This is a genomic window from Paenibacillus sp. FSL R5-0887, assembly GCF_038002305.1.
Classification (GTDB): domain Bacteria; phylum Bacillota; class Bacilli; order Paenibacillales; family Paenibacillaceae; genus Paenibacillus_AQ; species Paenibacillus_AQ odorifer.
In genome coordinates this window covers 2,013,541-2,029,492 of the sequence record NZ_JBBOCE010000001.1, presented here as the reverse complement: position 1 = coordinate 2,029,492, position 15,952 = coordinate 2,013,541, and the positions used below count along the sequence as shown (strand labels likewise).

Sequence of the window (15,952 nt, the reverse complement as noted above, 5' to 3'; positions counted from 1 at the left end):
GGGGATGCCTTCATTCATGTTTATCTGGGGCCGAAGATCCAAAAGTATATTTGTTAAATTCTCCGCTTCCTTTTTATTAGTCGGCCTAATTCCGCTTTTTGCACTTAGCTACATTTCTGTGCAGACGTTTTCCGGATATGTCGAGCGTTACACAACAAGCAATTTGCAGCAAATGGTGCTATATATGAGCTATAACCTGAATTCAGCCTTTAATCAGTACAATGAGGTCTCTAAGCTGATGTATACGGGACGATATGAAGGTTTTATCGAGAGTTATTCGCAGAATCAAACCTATAATGTAAATGAGCTGGAGCAGATCAATACGATTCCTATTGAAACCTTTCTAAAAACAGTTCTCTACAGTGATTCCTACATCACCAGTGTTTATTTTCATAGGGAGTCAGACGATAAGCTCTACTATCAGGAAAAAGAAAACAGAGGGGTCAATTTTGATTTGCTGCCTTATCAAGAGTGGTTAACTAAAATGGCTCCAAATCCTTCACAAGTGGCAATTTTCCCTACCCATTCCGAAGAATATTATACAGGTTCAAAGCGCAGTGTGTTCACCATCGGCCGTACTTTAATTGATATTTCCGGGCGTGTCACCAAAGATCCCAAGATAGTTGGGACCTTGTTTATGGATGTGGATGTTTCGTTATTTAATCAGTTCTTCAGAGAATTAAATCTGGGGGGACAGGATGAATTATTTCTGCTGGATGGCGACGGAAATGTATATTTCACGAATGAGACAAGGTCAGCGAATGGAGAGGCTTTTCGGGCTAAAAAGGACGAGGAGATGATCGTTCTCAGTGAAGAGATTCCTTTTCTTAAAGGCACGGTGACTGCCAGAATTCATCGAGCAAATTTATTCGATCAGCTTTTTTCAGCCCGTACGACGGTGTTTATAGCGATGTTTATTTGTGCGATTGCAATGATCATCATGGGCGTCTGGTTCTCTAGGCGGCTGGCTGCTCCGATTCGGAACTTAATTAAGCAAATGGCTATCGTAGAATCCGGTAATTTGGATACCCAGATGGTCGTGAACAGCAATGATGAAATGGGTAGACTTAGCCATGGTTTTAACCGAATGGTCGAGCGTTTACAAGCCTATATCGATGAAGCTTACGTTGCCCAGATCAAGCAGAAGCAAACGGAGTTAAATGCTCTGAAGAGTCAGATTCGTCCGCATTATTTATACAACACCCTGGAAGTCATTCGAATGAATGCGGTGGATAAAGATAATGATGAGGTCGCAGATATGATTTTATCACTCTCTAACCAGTTGAAATATGTAATCGACTATGGAGAGGACAGGGTAAGCATACGACAGGAGCTGGAGCATCTACGGGATTATTTCTATATTATCTCTGTGCGGTATGAGAATAAATTTGAGCTTGTAGTCGATCTCTCACCCGAAGTGGATCTGAACTGGTACATTCTGAAATTGTCACTTCAGCCGATAGTTGAAAATGCTATCCAGCATGGCTTACGCAGTCAAGGCAGAGGGACAGTTGGATTGACGATCGAAAAGAAAGATGAAATGCTGTTGGTTACGATCTATGATGATGGAATCGGTATGAGCAAGGAAAAGGTACAGCAGTTGGCTGAAACCTTGGAAGAGCCTAGTTCGCCTAGCAAAAATGTTGGACTAAAAAATGTACATGAACGAATTCGTACAGTGTACGGTGCAGAATACGGGGTATCTATCAGCAGCCGTGAGCATATTGGGACATCAATTCTATTGTTGCTTCCGATTGTAGAGGATCCGTATAAAATCTCGGATTCGGAGAATGCGTAAAGGATAGACGATGAACGGAAGACTGCGGTCTTTCGTTCTTTTTTTACTTATTCTTAAATTCACCGCATATCCCGCTTAAAAAAGTTCATTCTAACTATTTATAAGGAATGCTATTCTATTAGCAACGGAAACGCTTTCGAGAGATGATGCGCACATCTTGCTTCAGTTTCCACGGTTCACTAAAAGGGGAGGCTATTATGATATGTACAAAAAAACAATGATGAAACTATCCGTATTGTTACTTGCCACAACAACAGTTTTGACTGCTTGCGGTGGAAATAATAATAATGCAGGAAGTAAGGCAACTAATACGCCAGCATCCGAGACGCCTTCAAATACACCGCAAGAGAACAAAAAAGAGGTTAGCTTTACGATAGGTTACGCCTCCGGAGATCCGGCCACCAAAAAAGCTATCTCAGATACGGTCAAAAAGTTTACTGCAGCTAATCCGAATGTCACTATTAAAGATTTGAGCGAAACTTCATCCGCTGCCTATCTTGACTGGCTGAAAACCAAGGATGCTGTGGGTGAATTCCCGGACCTGGTGGAAATGCGGGATACAGAAGTTTTTGCCGATGCGGGTAAGATTGTAGAGCTGCCTTCCGATCTGCTAGATTTGTTCGAAGCCCCTCCACAAGTGGATGGTAAGGTGTGGAACGCACCGCTGCAAGTGAACGCTCCCCAAGGGATTATCTACAGCAAAAAAGCATATGCGGATGCAGGGATCACCGAGCTTCCAAAAACCTATGACGAATTCATCGCCATCCAAGAAAAATTGAAAACATCAGGCATTACTCCGATTGTAGTAGGCGGAAAAGATATTTTCCATATGGGCTTTTGGGTTAACAAATTCCTGATTGATGAGGTCTACTCGAAAGATGCAGATTGGAACTCCAAACGTACCGCTAAAACGGTCAACTTCACGGATGCTAATGTAGTTCAAGGCATAACGGACTTCAAAGAATTGTTCAAGAATTATGTAGATAAAGGTTGGCTCAGCACGGGCGACAATCAGACCGCTTCGATTCTTGTTTCTGGCAAAGCAGCACAATTGTACTCCGGTACGTGGATGTTTACACAAATCGCTGAAGCAGACCCGAACTTTGAATTTGGCTTCTATGCTCTTCCTGACCGTGAAGGGAAAATCAATGTCATAGGTCTTCCGTCACCTGCAGGCTGGTCTTTATCGGCTGAAGCCGCTAAGGATGCAGACAAAACAGAAGCCATCAAAGACTTTATCCGTTTCTTCTTCGCCCCAGAACAGTATTCGAACTATTTAGCAACGATAAATGCGATTCCTTCAACAAAAGAGAAAGTAACCTATGACACAAGTGAACAAATGCAGGTGGCTTTGGATCTTATTGCTGACCCGAATGTAGTGAAATCGTTGGCGATCAATAACTGGTGGGGAGACAATCTAATCCCTCCACAATTCCGTAACTGGTACTACAAGCTGTTGCAGGATCTCGTGGTAAAAGATGGAGATGTAGCGAAGTACATGAAAGATGCGGATACAGAGTATGACAACCAAGTGAAAGCTAATCAGATGTAAGAGCAGCGCCTGATCGAGCAACCTCTGCTGCTGCAGAGGTTCTCTTTTTAACAAGCGCGGTCTTTAAGGGAGGGAGAGTAGCCATGGCTACATCCGCAGTAAATGCTGACAAGTCATTGATAGGCACTGTGCAGCACAAAAAGAAAAAGAAAAAATGGCAGTCCTACGCTCTGCTGTTCATATTACCATCATTTATTTTGTACACCTTGTTCGTTATCGTCCCTACGGTAGGCAGTGTCTATTTAAGCTTCACCTCATGGGATGGCATTAGCGACAACGTAAGGTATATCGGCTTCGCTAACTTTGTGGAAATTTGGAATAGTCCAAGGGTGCATAACGCACTGAAAAATACGATGATCATGACCATTTCACTTGTTGTTCTAGAGAATATTGCAGCAATTGCAATGGCTATGATGGTCGATAAGGTACGCTGGTTCCGGAATTTATTCAGAAGTGTATTTTATTTCCCTACGTTGCTTAGTGGAATCGTAATGGGTTTCGTCTGGGCGATGATCCTGAATTACAACTTTGGTGTATTTAATCAGATTCTGGAGTCTGTTGGGCTTGGAACCTGGATTGTGGATTGGTTGGGCAATCCTAAATATGCGATGCTGTCGATTATTTTGTCTACCGTTTGGAAAGGCGCGGGGTATTATATGATCATTTATCTCGCTGGATTGCAAGGTATTCCGCAGGAATTGAATGAGGCGGCCAGTATTGATGGAGCAGGGGGCTGGCAACAGTTCCGGCATATTACCTTTCCGCTGCTTGCGGGGTCAATGACTGTATGTATGGTATTATCGATGATCAGCGCCTTGAAGATTTTTGATCAGATTGCCGTCATGACTGATGGTGGTCCGGGCTTTGAGACGGAGACATTAACTTATATTATTTATAAGGTTGGGTTTGGTGAATTAAGACAAGGTTTTGGTACTGCGCTGGCGATGGTCTTGTTCTTAATCATACTTATCATTACAGTCTTCCAAGTGAAGGTTCTCCAGAAGCGGGAGGTGCAGCTCTAAGATGACGATGCAAACACGCAAAAGAGTTGGGCAAATCGCACTTTTCATTGTTACATTATTAGTGGCTATTATCTTTTTCTTTCCTATTTTCTTTAATTTGATGTCAGCCTTCAAGAGTAATGCAGAGATTATGAAGGATGCCATTGCTTTTCCGAAAACCCTTTATCTGGACAGCTTTAAATATCTGTTAACCGAAACAGAGTTTCCACGGGCTATTCTGAATAGTCTGATTTTGACAGCATTTTCTATTGCGGCACAGGTCTTGATTATTCCGATGGCGGGCTACGCAATTGAACGCAGAAATGCCAGATGGACCCGGTTCATGTTTGTTTACTTTTTAGCAGGAATGATGATCCCTTTTCAGGCGTATATGATTCCTCTGTTTAAAGAGCTTAGAATGCTGGGGTTATACGGCAGCCTTGCCGGTCCAATTCTAATTTATGTAGCCGGTGCGGTGGGCTTTGGGTGCCTGCTGTATACAAGCTTTGTCAAAGGCATTCCTAGAGAAATTGAAGAAGCGGCAGAGATCGACGGATGTTCTCGTTATGCGATATTTTGGAAAATTGTTTTCCCGCTGCTAGGACCCGTCACAGCCAGTATGGTGGTCTTAAACGGACTTGGAATCTGGAATGATTTCCTGATGCCGATGCTGGTATTGCCTTCAGGACAGGCTAAAACTATGGTCGTGGAAATTTACCGTTATATCGGAGAATTCTCCTCACGTTGGGATATGATTTTTGCAGGAACAGCAATGTCGGTTGTGCCTGTGCTGATTGTGTTTATCGCCTTGCAGAAGTATTTTGTTAAGGGGATTGCGTCTGGTGCAACGAAGGGTTAATTCATAAAAAGGGATATATCCTGTAACCACTTTGTGGGCTGCGGGGTACATCCCTTTTTTTTGTATGGAAAACAATCACTAAAGTGTATTTGGATTCGCGGTTAAACGGCGGTAGCCCATTGGCGGGAGACCTGTCCAGCGTTTGAATTGCTTGCTGAAATGGGACACATCCCGGTATCCTAGCCGGTGGGCGACCGATTCGACAGATAGACTATTATCCATTAGCAGCAGTTTGGCGTGACGAATGATCAAGCGGGATAAATATTGTCTTGGCGACATGCCATAAATTTGGTGGAAAACACGATTGCAGTGAGTTGTACTGTATCCGAGTTTTGCCGCAATGTACTCAATACCGCCGCCTCTTTCGCCTGTGCTTGCAGCAGAGGAGACAGATTCTTGCAGCAATCCTTCGATGGCGTTAGCTAAGGCGACGGTATTTTCCGTAGCTTCTGTATCTGCCAGGAGGGGCATCTCCGAAAGTACCCAGCCGCTGAGCGCGGTTAGAAGTTGCAGCGAAGCATGCAATGTAATCAGGCGATTTCTGTGTGTGTCCTTTGACTCTGACAGGATGGAAGAATTTATGATGACATCTAGAGCGGAACGAATGGCTCGCAGCTCCGGGGTATTCCCACTTAGACTAACAGCGTCTGCTGTTAGCAAAGCTCGCCGTAAAATCAGATCATCAATATCAAAATGTAGGCAGTAATAAGTCATGTCACGACTAGCATTCGAACCGAGGCTGCTATGTTCTACACCGGGACGAATGAACAAAATATCACCGCTTTGCTGGATAAAAGATTTATTGCCGACCGTCATATGTTGCTCACCCTGCAGTACAACGTTAATCTCAAACATAGGATGAGTGTGTACGGGATATTGCCAATCCGGATTTACTTTTCTCCAATGCGCGGCGAAGATATGGAAAGCCGCTTGGATGTCTGGAGACATCTGGCCATCAATAGAATTATGAAAAGCGGGATCATTCGAGATCATTTCAATCCTCTTTTACTGTAAAGTTTGGCTTCATTATAACATAGGTTATTATCGATGTTTGATTTGCCCAAATAAAAGAAGGCTTTAACCCTGTTGTACTTCCGGAAAGATCGATAACATGGAGATATAGCCCGGAGGTATCCGGGACCATGCTGGAAGGAGTGTTATTATTTATGGCGCATAATCAATTTTTTAATGCCCATCATTCACCGATTGGTGCATTTGCGAGTTTCACTTTAGGATTCAAAGGAGCTAGTGGAGGTTTCGATCTGGAGATTGGAAAACCACCTAGACAAAATATATTCATAGGATTAGAACGTGCTGACGGGAAGGGATATGATACACTGCCATTTCATGAAATCGGGGGTGAGGACGAAAGCAAACGTTATGATATTGAGAATCCGGATCCTAATCCTGATAAGGAGAATATTCTGTTCCCTTTTCAAGAGAATGAGATTTCCAGAGATTTTCATGTAGCCACAGACAGCTGGAGTGCGGGTGATTTGACCTTACGGATTCTGTCCCCCGTTCGTTCTGTACCGGATCCAGAAACTGCCTCTATAGAAGAAATGAAGGATGTGCTGCTGCCTGCAGTGCTGGTTGAACTCGAAGTGGACAACTCCTCATCCACCACCTCGCGCCGTGCATTCTTTGGTTTTCAGGGAACAGATGTGTATAGCGGAATGAGAAGACTGGATGATGTATCATCGGAGATTACAGGCGTTGGCCAAGGAAAATTTATTGCGATTGCTGCGGAAAAAGGAACTGCAAAGTCCGCACTGCATTTCACGATGGAGGATATTCTAACGGAGGAGCTGCAGGAGAATTGGACCTTTGGACTGGGACGAGTCGGCGCTTTGATCATGGATGTTCCAGCCGGAGTAAAAGAAACTTACCGCTTTGCTATTTGTTTTCACCGTTCAGGTTATGTCACCTCAGGAATTGATGCTTCTTATTACTACAATCATTATTTCAACAATATAGAGGCAGTGGCTGAATATGCATTAGCTAGATTTGATATCCTTAAGCAAGAAGCGGAGCAAGCTAACGATAGATTTACTCATGATGACCTATCCGCAGATCAAACCTTTATGTTAGCGCATGCGATTCGTAGTTATTATGGCTCCACGCAATTGCTGGACTACAAGAATAAGCCATTTTGGATCGTCAACGAAGGCGAATACCGGATGATGAATACCTTTGATCTTACCGTCGATCAGTTATTTTATGAGCTGCGTTTGAATCCTTGGACTGTACGTAATGAACTAGATATGTTCGTGGAAAGATTCAGCTACGAAGATACGGTGCGTTTCCCGGGTGAGGATACAGAGTATCCAGGTGGAATTAGCTTCACACATGATATGGGTGTAGCCAACGTAGTTTCACGTCCGGGATATTCTGCTTATGAGGTCTATGGCATTGATGGTTGTTTCTCACATATGACACATGAACAATTGGTTAACTGGGTGCTGAGTGCAGCAACTTATGTAGAGCATACAGGTGACCGGGGCTGGATGGAACGTAATCTGAGTATTATGGAGAAATGCCTGGATAGCATGGTAAATCGCGATCATCCAGATCCTGAACAAAGAAATGGTGTCATGGGGCTTGATAGCTCACGTACGATGGGCGGAGCCGAAATTACTACGTATGACAGTCTGGATGTGTCTTTAGGTCAGGCTCGTAACAATATTTATCTTGCAGGAAAATGCTGGGCTGCTTACTTGGCTATGGAGAAAATATTTGCAGAGCATGGGCGTGCGGAACAGTCCAAAACAGCAGGGGATCAGGCTGAAAAATGCGCCGCAACAATGGTGGCAAGTGTTACAGCAGACGGGTATATTCCGGCTGTCATTGGAGAAGGCAATGACTCCAAGATCATTCCGGCTATCGAAGGCCTTGTCTTCCCTTACTTTACAGGCTGCAAAGAAGCTCTTGATCGTAATGGACGGTTCGCCGCCTATATTGGCGCACTCGACAAGCATCTGCATGCGGTGTTACAGCCGGGAGTATGCTTATTCGAAGACGGAGGCTGGAAAATCTCTTCAACCAGCAATAATAGCTGGCTCAGTAAAATCTATCTCTCCCAATTCATCGCCCGCAGCATTCTGGGACTGGAATGGGAGGAACGGGGAGCGGCAGCGGATCGTGCCCACGTAGCTTGGCTCACCCATCCGGAGCTTTCCATCTGGAGCTGGAGCGATCAGATTATTTCCGGTGAGATCACGGGCAGTAAATATTATCCGCGTGGCGTTACAGCGATTTTGTGGTTGGATGAGAAATAAGAGTAGATAGTTTCAATAAGTAGAAACGGAATATGCAAAAATACTAAGAGGGGGCTACCCCTCTTTTTTGCTGTTTCGAAGTATCACCTATCGAAGCTGAGAGGAAATTAATATAGCTTTTACAGCTCATTGACGCGGAGCGTATATAGGCTTGTTATATTGAGGGGAAAAGGGGGATGAAATATGAGAGAAATGGAAGAATCGTCCTTTACCACTACCCAGCCTGTTCTTGCAAGCGATACTTATGGTTGGGATAAGCTTCAGGTTTCACAATGGTATAGCCCGCAGCAAGCTTTCACCCCATCCTCGGAGTCAAAATATTTAATTGGGATTCACTGCACAACCTACTACGAAAACTATTACACCATTCATATTATCCCTTGTAATGAGAGCCTTCTTTGTCCTTGGGGCAGAACCTCGCTCTATTTTTTGAAAATTGAAATTACACCAGCGGTCATCGAAGAGATTGCTCGTGAATCAGGTTATCTGAAGGAAGGACATATCCAATTGGACCGCAAATTTCATGTCAAGGATTCCAAGCTGCTGCAATTAGGGCTTTGGATGCTGGAGGAATTGCAGAATGGCGGTGCCAAAGGGAAAATATACAGTGACTCTTTATCGAATATGTTAATTATTCATTTGTTACAACACTATTCTTCTGTGATCCCCCTGCACTCAAACAGTAAAACGCCCGCCAACCAAGAGATATTTCAGGTCATTCAATTTATGCGTGAGCGGTTGGAAGATGAGATTCAACTGACTGATCTCGCAACCATGGCTAATATGAGCCAATCACATTTTATTCGGATTTTTAAACAACAGACAGGATATACCCCCCATAACTATTTAATCCGGCTGCGAATCGAACGTTCTAAATTTCTTATTCGTTCCGGGAAAATTGGGTTGAAGGAAATTGCGTCTCAGGTGGGTTTCGCCGATCAAGGACATTTTACTAGATTGTTCAAACGAGAAACCGGCCTAACCCCAAAGCTGTATGCGAATCAAAGCGCCTCCAAGCCTAATCATATGGTTTATTAATTTTATTCTTGTAAATGAGAGTTTTATTCAAGGAATGAAGTGTTTTGTTCAATTAGAGAGCTGCAGCCAGCTCCTATAATAAGGTTGAAGTAAGGCGTACAAATGCCGAACTACAACCTTATTAGGAGGAGAGAAAACATGAGATTAAAAAGATTATTCAGTCTGATTTGCGCGGGGGTACTTACGACCAGTTCTTTATCTTTAGTAGCATCTGCCACACCTGTCGGACCGGATAACCTAGTAAACACCGTGGTAGAGTCCAGCGCAGAGTCAACTTCAGATTCAATGATCACTGCTGGATGGCATGAAGTATCCAAGCAAACCTTTTGGTTACTAGATGCTCTTGAAAGAGGACAAGGGGTGGCTACAGACGGGAATTCATGGATCTTTAATTCCTCGTATGGGCTCTTACGGACTGGACTTGATGGAAAATCCGTAAAAGCAAGGAATGAATTGGCTATTCCACTGGAGATTGCCTCTCAAGGTGGAGACCATATCGGTGATATTTCCTACTATAACGGTAAAATATACGCTCCTATTGAAGACGGTAAAAACTATCAGCATCCTTACATCGCCCTTTATGATGTGAACACTTTGAAATATACAGGCACATCCTATGCTTTGCCGCTGAATTTGCATATTGGCGGTGTACCATGGGTAGCGGTGGATGCCGCTCGCGGTCAGGTTTATACAGCTCAGTGGAGTAATGCAAGCGTCTTGAATGTCCTTAGCCTCGACGATATGCATGTAATCACAACCGTTCCACTTTCCCAAAGCATTGATCGAATTCAAGGTGCCGAAGTGTACAACGGTATTCTATATGCCTCTACGGATAACGCGACCCAAACGGTTTACCAGATTGATCCGGAGACTGGAAACGTATCTGTGGCCTTTGATCGCAATCTGCCTAGTGGTACAGAGGCTCAAGGAATTGCTGTATTGCCCACCGCTGATGGTGCCCAGCTTCATATTCTTGATGTAGGCTCAAATCGTATTAGTGTGAACTTTCGCCATTATGCATTCTAATTCAAATCCAAGCGAAAAAAGGGGCTAACAGAAATGCTAAAGCAATCCAAAACCATTCTAACGCTATTATCCATTTCCATGCTAGCAGTAGCGGGCTGCGGTCAAGCCAATAACAGTACAGTTGAAGCCAAAGCGAAAACTAATAACGCTCAGCCTACAGCAATCGCAGCAACTCCTGAATCCACAGAGACTCCAGCTACTAAGCCGGTGGAGATTACCTTTTATTATCCGGTTAATGTGGGGGGGCCTCTTACTAAAGTAATCGATGGGATGGCTAATGCATTCATGGAACAGCACCCGGAAATTAAGGTTAATCCCGTGTACACAGGCAATTACGGTGATAATACCGTAAAAATCCAAGCGGGTGTACAAGCCAAACAGCCACCGGATGTCGCGGTCATGATGTCAACAGAGCTGTACAGTATGCTCGATATGAATGCAATCATTCCGCTGGATGATTTTATTGCAAAGGACACGAATATTCAAATGGAAGACTTTTATCCCGCCTTTGTGGAAGATACTCAGTCTGAAGGTAAAACGTACAGCCTGCCCTTTCAGCGAAGCACGATTGTTATGTATTACAACAAAGAAATGTTCAAAGCCGCAGGACTTGATCCAGAGAAGCCACCCACTACATGGGATGAGCTTGTAACTTATGCTGAGAAGCTGAACAAAGACGGTCACGTTGGGCTGGAAATTCCGGGCAATGATGATTCATATTGGATGTTTCAAATGCTTGCTCGGCAAAATGCTTCTGATCCGAAGCAAAACATTATGTCTTCTGATGGCAAAAAAGCGATGTTTGATACACCGGAGAATGTGGAGGCATTGCAGTTCTGGTTGGATTTGTCCCATAAATATAAGGCGATGCCGGAAGGTGTTATTGATTGGGCTACGGTTCCAACGGATTTCATTCAAGGTAAAGCAGCCATGATGATGCACACAAGTGGCAATTTAACCAATGTAAAAAATAATGCGAAATTCGAATTCGGTGTAGCGTTCCCACCTGCACAAAAACAATTTGGATCACCCACTGGTGGCGGCAATCTGTATATTTTCAAGGACAGCTCTCCTGAAAAACAAGCTGCAGCTTGGGAATTCGCCAAATACATGACGGCTTCGGAACAGGCGGCCCTCTTCAGCAGCTCATCCGGTTATGTTGGCGTAAGAAAATCCGCTTATGATACAGATGCAATGAAGAAATATACGGCGGATTTCCCGCAAGCATTGGTTGCAAGAGACCAGCTGGAATATGCGTTCCGGGAATTATCCACTCATAATCATGGTAAAGTATCGACGGCAATAACGAATCAGATTCAAGCGGCATTGGCAGGAGAGATTGATGCCGCAGGTGCGCTCAAAAAAGCGCAAGCAGAAGCAGATCAGGCACTAGCTCCCTTCAATAAGTAATTATTAAGGTATGGGGTACGCCAGGACAGCCTTGGTAGCATGTTCTGGCGTTATTCCATTATTCAATAATCATAGAAACCTTTAACAGGGAAGGATTGAATGGTATGAATGCCGGATGGAGTGAGAGGCTTAGACGAAACGGATTCGGCTGGGGACTTGTGTTGCCGTCGCTGCTTTTTCTTTGCTTGTTTACTTATTACCCTATGTTTAAATCGCTTTGGCTCAGCTTTTATGAGAAAAACTTAGCAACTCCTGAGCCTTTGTTCGTAGGATTTGAGAATTACGCTAATCTATTGCATGACCATGTTTTTTTGAAGGTGTTCAGTAACAATATATGGTTCGCTCTTGGCACAGTACCAACCTCAATAGTTTTGGCTTTCTTGATGGCACTGTTTGCCGACAAAGCGATAAAAGGGCGGGGACTGGCACGTCTTTCCTTTTTCTATCCGAATATGATCCCAATGATCGCGGTGGCGAACATTTGGTTGTTTCTGTATACCCCTCATTTTGGTCTTTTCGCCAGATTGGCTTCTTGGATCGCGGATCAGCCTATGAATTTGCTGGGAACTCCTGATACAGTGATGGGCGCATTAGTCATCATGATGATTTGGAAAGAAGCCGGATATTTTATGATTTTTTATTTAGCAGGAATGCAGCAGATTCCTAAGGATTTATATGAAGCGGCTGCAGTAAACGGAGTCAGTACGTTCACTTCCATTCGTAGAATCACAATTCCACTCACGATGCCAACAACATTGTTCGTGGCTGTTGTGGCGATAACGAATTCCTTTAAGCTGGTTGACCATCTCTGGATTATGACAAAAGGCGGCCCGAACAATGCAAGCAACCTGCTGCTTTATTATATCTACGAGTCCACTTTTAATTTCTACGATCAAGGAATGGCCGCATCGATGACGGTGGTCATGATCGTGTTGCTGCTCCTGATTTCCTCTTTGCAGTTTTTTTGCTGGGATCGGAAAATCCATTATGAATAGGAGGTGGATTCCATGGAGGATAATCCATTAAAGCTGCCCTTAGTATTAAGGCAGAATACACGTAAAGCTTTAGAAGAGGAGCGTATGTTGAACTCAGAAAGAACGAAGCGCCGAATCCAGCAGATACTATGGCATGCGGTTGGATTTACTTTTGCCGCGGTCTGGATCATTCCCTTCCTATGGGTGGTCAGAACGGCTTTTTTACCTAAAGACGTCGCTATCGATTCGGGCTGGTCTTGGGGCTTTACGTTCGAGAATTTGATTCATGTCTGGAATGGAGCGCCTTTTGGACGATTTTTAATGAATACATTGCTGGTGTGCGGTGTTGTGCTAGCTGTGCAACTCGTTACGATGACAATGGCTGCTTATGCGTTCGCACGAGTACGTTTCTTTGGAAAAGAGCTGCTGTTCCTGTTATTTTTGGTGCAAATTATGGTGCCGCCGGATGTTCTTATCTTTTCCAACTATCAAGTGTTGAACGAAATGGGTCTGCTGGATACCAAGCTGGGGATTATGCTGCCTTACTTTGCCTCCTCCTTTGGAGTGTTTCTCTTAAGACAATCCTTTAAGCAATTACCCTATGAGCTCGATGAAGCTGCCCGGGTGGAAGGCGCCTCACGGCTGCGTATTCTTTCCAGAATCTATGTTCCACTGTCACGCCCGATTTATGTGTCCTTTGCCATCGTGTCGGTCAGCTTTCATTGGAATGATTTCTTGTGGCCGTTAATTGTAACCAATTCAGAGGAAAATCGCTTGTTAACTGTAGGATTGGCGATGTTCGCAAAAGCCACGGAATCAGGCGCACAGTGGTCTGATGTCTGCGCGGCTACGCTGATTGTCTCGGCACCCTTAATGATTGGATTTTTATTGTTCCAACGGCAAGTGATAGGTAGTTTTATGAGCTCTGGCATTAAAGGTTAGGAGGAGGCATTTATGAGGCTGGCGATTATCGGAGACTTACATTATCCGGACGAATTGTTAAACAACAAGGTTTTGATTAAAGAGGCACGAGATGCTTTTTACGAGCAATTTATGAATCTATTTTTGTCCATCCCAGCCGATTATCATATTTCTGTGGGAGATATGGTGCATGCAGGAGAATTTAGCGAATTTAATTATATCATGGGTAAGATTAAGGACAGCAAGCATTCCAGGCGTTTTCTACATGTTCTTGGCAATCATGATACGTACACTTATCCTAAGCAAGAAATCCTTTCCGTCACCCGGCAGCAGCGATACAGTGTGATTGAAGAGACCCATGCGATCATTATATTGCTGGATACCGCACGGGAAAATCGTGACGATTGGAGCGGAACGCTTGATGATGAACAGTTAGCCTGGCTCGAAGCACAAATGAAGCGGACTACAGATAAGCCACTATTCGTTTTTGGCCATCATCCCTTGTATAATACGACGGCTAGATCAACCGAACCGATGATGTCACTGGATCCCAGCTTGGATATTTGGCCGATATTGAAGCAGTGGCAAGGTGTGGGTTTTTATTTTAACGGCCATAATCATGTACATTCCATCGTTAGACAAGAAAACTGGCATTTCATTCAAACGGCCTCCATTCTGGATATTCCTGCTGCTCGAATTCTCACTGTGCTTGAAGATGAGATCCGGTTAGAGATGGTGAGTCTGGCGAGCGAGCAATTAAGTAAATGGTCTTCATTATTTACCCTCAGCATTTTTGATTATGAAAAATATCCGCAGGCTGAAGGGGAGGCGGGAGATCAGGAACTAATCATCAATCGACTTCAAAGGGACAGAAAGCAGGTGGACCAGCAATGAATCGCCAGCCAGTAAGATTAGCCATCGTAGGCGGGAATCGCGGGGCCAGTTTTATGAATGCACTATACTCTCTATCGGATCGGATACATCTGACCGCCACTTGTGACTTGAATGAGTGGGTTCTTAATCAATGGAAAGAGAAATTTCCGGACATCCGAACGTATCGGGATTATCATGAAATGTTAAAAGATTCGGCAATTGATGCGGTGTTTATCTTAAGCCCCATGCATTTGCATGCCAGACAATCTATGGATGCTTTAAAAGCGGGTAAGCATGTCCTAAGCGAAGTGATTTCGATCCAATCTTTAGAGGAAGCTTGGGAGCTTATCGAAACTGTTGAACAAACTGGACTTAAATATATGATGTCTGAAAATTACTGCTTCTCGCGCTCCAATCTGACGATTAAACATATGGCGGATCAAGGCATGTTCGGTGAAATTACTTATCTGGAAGGCGGATACATCCATGATTTACGTCACTTGACTCATCATCCGGATGGATCTCTGACTTGGCGGGGGCAATTACATCAGCAGTATAACGGGATCAATTATCCGACGCATTCTATAGGTCCAGTTGCCCAATGGATTAATCTCAATAAGCCTGATGGAGATCGATTAAAAAGCATCTCGACTTTTGTTTCTAAATCAAGATCCTTACAATATTATTTTGGAGAGCATTATGGAAAAGATCATCCGGCAGCGCGTGAAGGTTTCTGGCGGCAAGGCGACAGTGCGGTTGCGGTCATCCAAACGGAAAAGGGTGTACTGATTGAGCTGCGTGTAGATTGGAGCTCTGTACGACCTCATAATAAAACTCATTATTTGCTGCAAGGAACTGAAGGGGCGTATATTACGGGCCGCCATCAGCAAGAGGAAGATTTGATCTGGTTCAGGAATCTTTCGCCCAAAAATATAGAGGATGGAGAGGAATTGTGGGAGCCGTTAAGCAGCTATCAGCCACTTTATGATCATCCAACATGGAAAAAATGGGGCGAATACGCTGCTGGGACGAAACATGGCGGAGGTGATTTTATGGTGCTTGAGGAATTCATTTCCGCGATTCAGGAGGATCGCACCCCTTCGGTGGACGTATATGATGCCGTTACTTGGAGCTCTGTGTTTACATTATCTATGGAATCTGTAGAGATGGGTGGGAAAGTTATAGCTTTTCCTGATTTTAGATCGAAGGTGAGAATTTGACG

The 15,952-nt window shown here is 44.1% G+C and carries 13 protein-coding genes; 12 read left to right on the top strand and 1 reads right to left on the bottom strand.

All coding sequences use genetic code 11. The annotated features are described in order from the left end of the window. Positions 1-16 precede the first annotated feature (16 nt). The 4 genes from MKY14_RS09060 to MKY14_RS09045 all read left to right on the top strand — a co-directional run bounded on the left by MKY14_RS09060 (position 17) and on the right by MKY14_RS09045 (position 5,210). Positions 17-1,798, top strand: a complete 1,782-nt coding sequence (locus MKY14_RS09060) for a cache domain-containing sensor histidine kinase (protein ID WP_076182507.1) — start codon at positions 17-19, stop codon at positions 1,796-1,798. A 202-nt stretch (positions 1,799-2,000) separates the two neighbouring features. Next, the gene (locus MKY14_RS09055) at positions 2,001-3,350 is read left to right on the top strand and encodes an ABC transporter substrate-binding protein (protein WP_340976349.1); all 1,350 of its coding nucleotides are present in this window, start codon (positions 2,001-2,003) and stop codon (positions 3,348-3,350) included. Between the two features lie 83 nt (positions 3,351-3,433). Beyond that, positions 3,434-4,372 (top strand): carbohydrate ABC transporter permease, encoded by a 939-nt coding sequence (locus MKY14_RS09050; RefSeq protein ID WP_076129834.1) that lies wholly within the window; start codon positions 3,434-3,436, stop codon positions 4,370-4,372. A 1-nt stretch (position 4,373) separates the two neighbouring features. Further along, on the top strand, positions 4,374-5,210 hold the full coding sequence (locus MKY14_RS09045; RefSeq protein WP_175619013.1) for a carbohydrate ABC transporter permease: 837 nt from the start codon (positions 4,374-4,376) through the stop codon (positions 5,208-5,210). A gap of 78 nt (positions 5,211-5,288) precedes the next feature. On the opposite strand, the gene MKY14_RS09040 is transcribed toward MKY14_RS09045, so the two are convergent. Beyond that, the gene (locus tag MKY14_RS09040; RefSeq protein WP_076277792.1) at positions 5,289-6,203 is read right to left on the bottom strand and encodes a helix-turn-helix domain-containing protein; all 915 of its coding nucleotides are present in this window, start codon (positions 6,201-6,203) and stop codon (positions 5,289-5,291) included. 173 nt (positions 6,204-6,376) lie between these two features. On the opposite strand from MKY14_RS09040, the gene MKY14_RS09035 reads away from it, so the two are divergent. From MKY14_RS09035 to MKY14_RS09000, 8 genes are all read left to right on the top strand, one after another. Further along, entirely contained in the window at positions 6,377-8,488 is a 2,112-nt protein-coding gene (locus MKY14_RS09035) for a glycoside hydrolase family 52 protein (RefSeq protein WP_340977038.1), read from the top strand. Between the two features lie 183 nt (positions 8,489-8,671). Continuing rightward, the gene (locus MKY14_RS09030; RefSeq protein ID WP_076301593.1) at positions 8,672-9,526 is read left to right on the top strand and encodes an AraC family transcriptional regulator; all 855 of its coding nucleotides are present in this window, start codon (positions 8,672-8,674) and stop codon (positions 9,524-9,526) included. 138 nt (positions 9,527-9,664) lie between these two features. Next, positions 9,665-10,552 (top strand): DUF6923 family protein, encoded by an 888-nt coding sequence (locus MKY14_RS09025; RefSeq protein ID WP_076182490.1) that lies wholly within the window; start codon positions 9,665-9,667, stop codon positions 10,550-10,552. Positions 10,553-10,585: 33 nt separating this feature from the next. Beyond that, entirely contained in the window at positions 10,586-11,962 is a 1,377-nt protein-coding gene (locus MKY14_RS09020) for an ABC transporter substrate-binding protein (RefSeq protein ID WP_339168347.1), read from the top strand. A 104-nt stretch (positions 11,963-12,066) separates the two neighbouring features. Beyond that, a complete protein-coding gene (locus tag MKY14_RS09015; RefSeq protein WP_339168345.1) occupies positions 12,067-12,957 on the top strand; it encodes a carbohydrate ABC transporter permease in 891 nt (296 codons plus the stop codon). An 84-nt stretch (positions 12,958-13,041) separates the two neighbouring features. Continuing rightward, positions 13,042-13,878 carry a carbohydrate ABC transporter permease gene (locus MKY14_RS09010; RefSeq protein WP_076183151.1) on the top strand — a complete coding sequence of 279 codons (837 nt, stop codon included), beginning with the start codon at positions 13,042-13,044 and terminating at the stop codon, positions 13,876-13,878. 12 nt (positions 13,879-13,890) lie between these two features. Beyond that, a complete protein-coding gene (locus MKY14_RS09005; RefSeq protein WP_076217815.1) occupies positions 13,891-14,751 on the top strand; it encodes a metallophosphoesterase family protein in 861 nt (286 codons plus the stop codon). Continuing rightward, a complete protein-coding gene (locus MKY14_RS09000) occupies positions 14,748-15,950 on the top strand; it encodes a Gfo/Idh/MocA family protein (RefSeq protein ID WP_076301590.1) in 1,203 nt (400 codons plus the stop codon). Before MKY14_RS09005 ends, MKY14_RS09000 begins: the two co-directional genes overlap by 4 nt. The last annotated feature ends 2 nt before the right edge of the window (positions 15,951-15,952 follow it).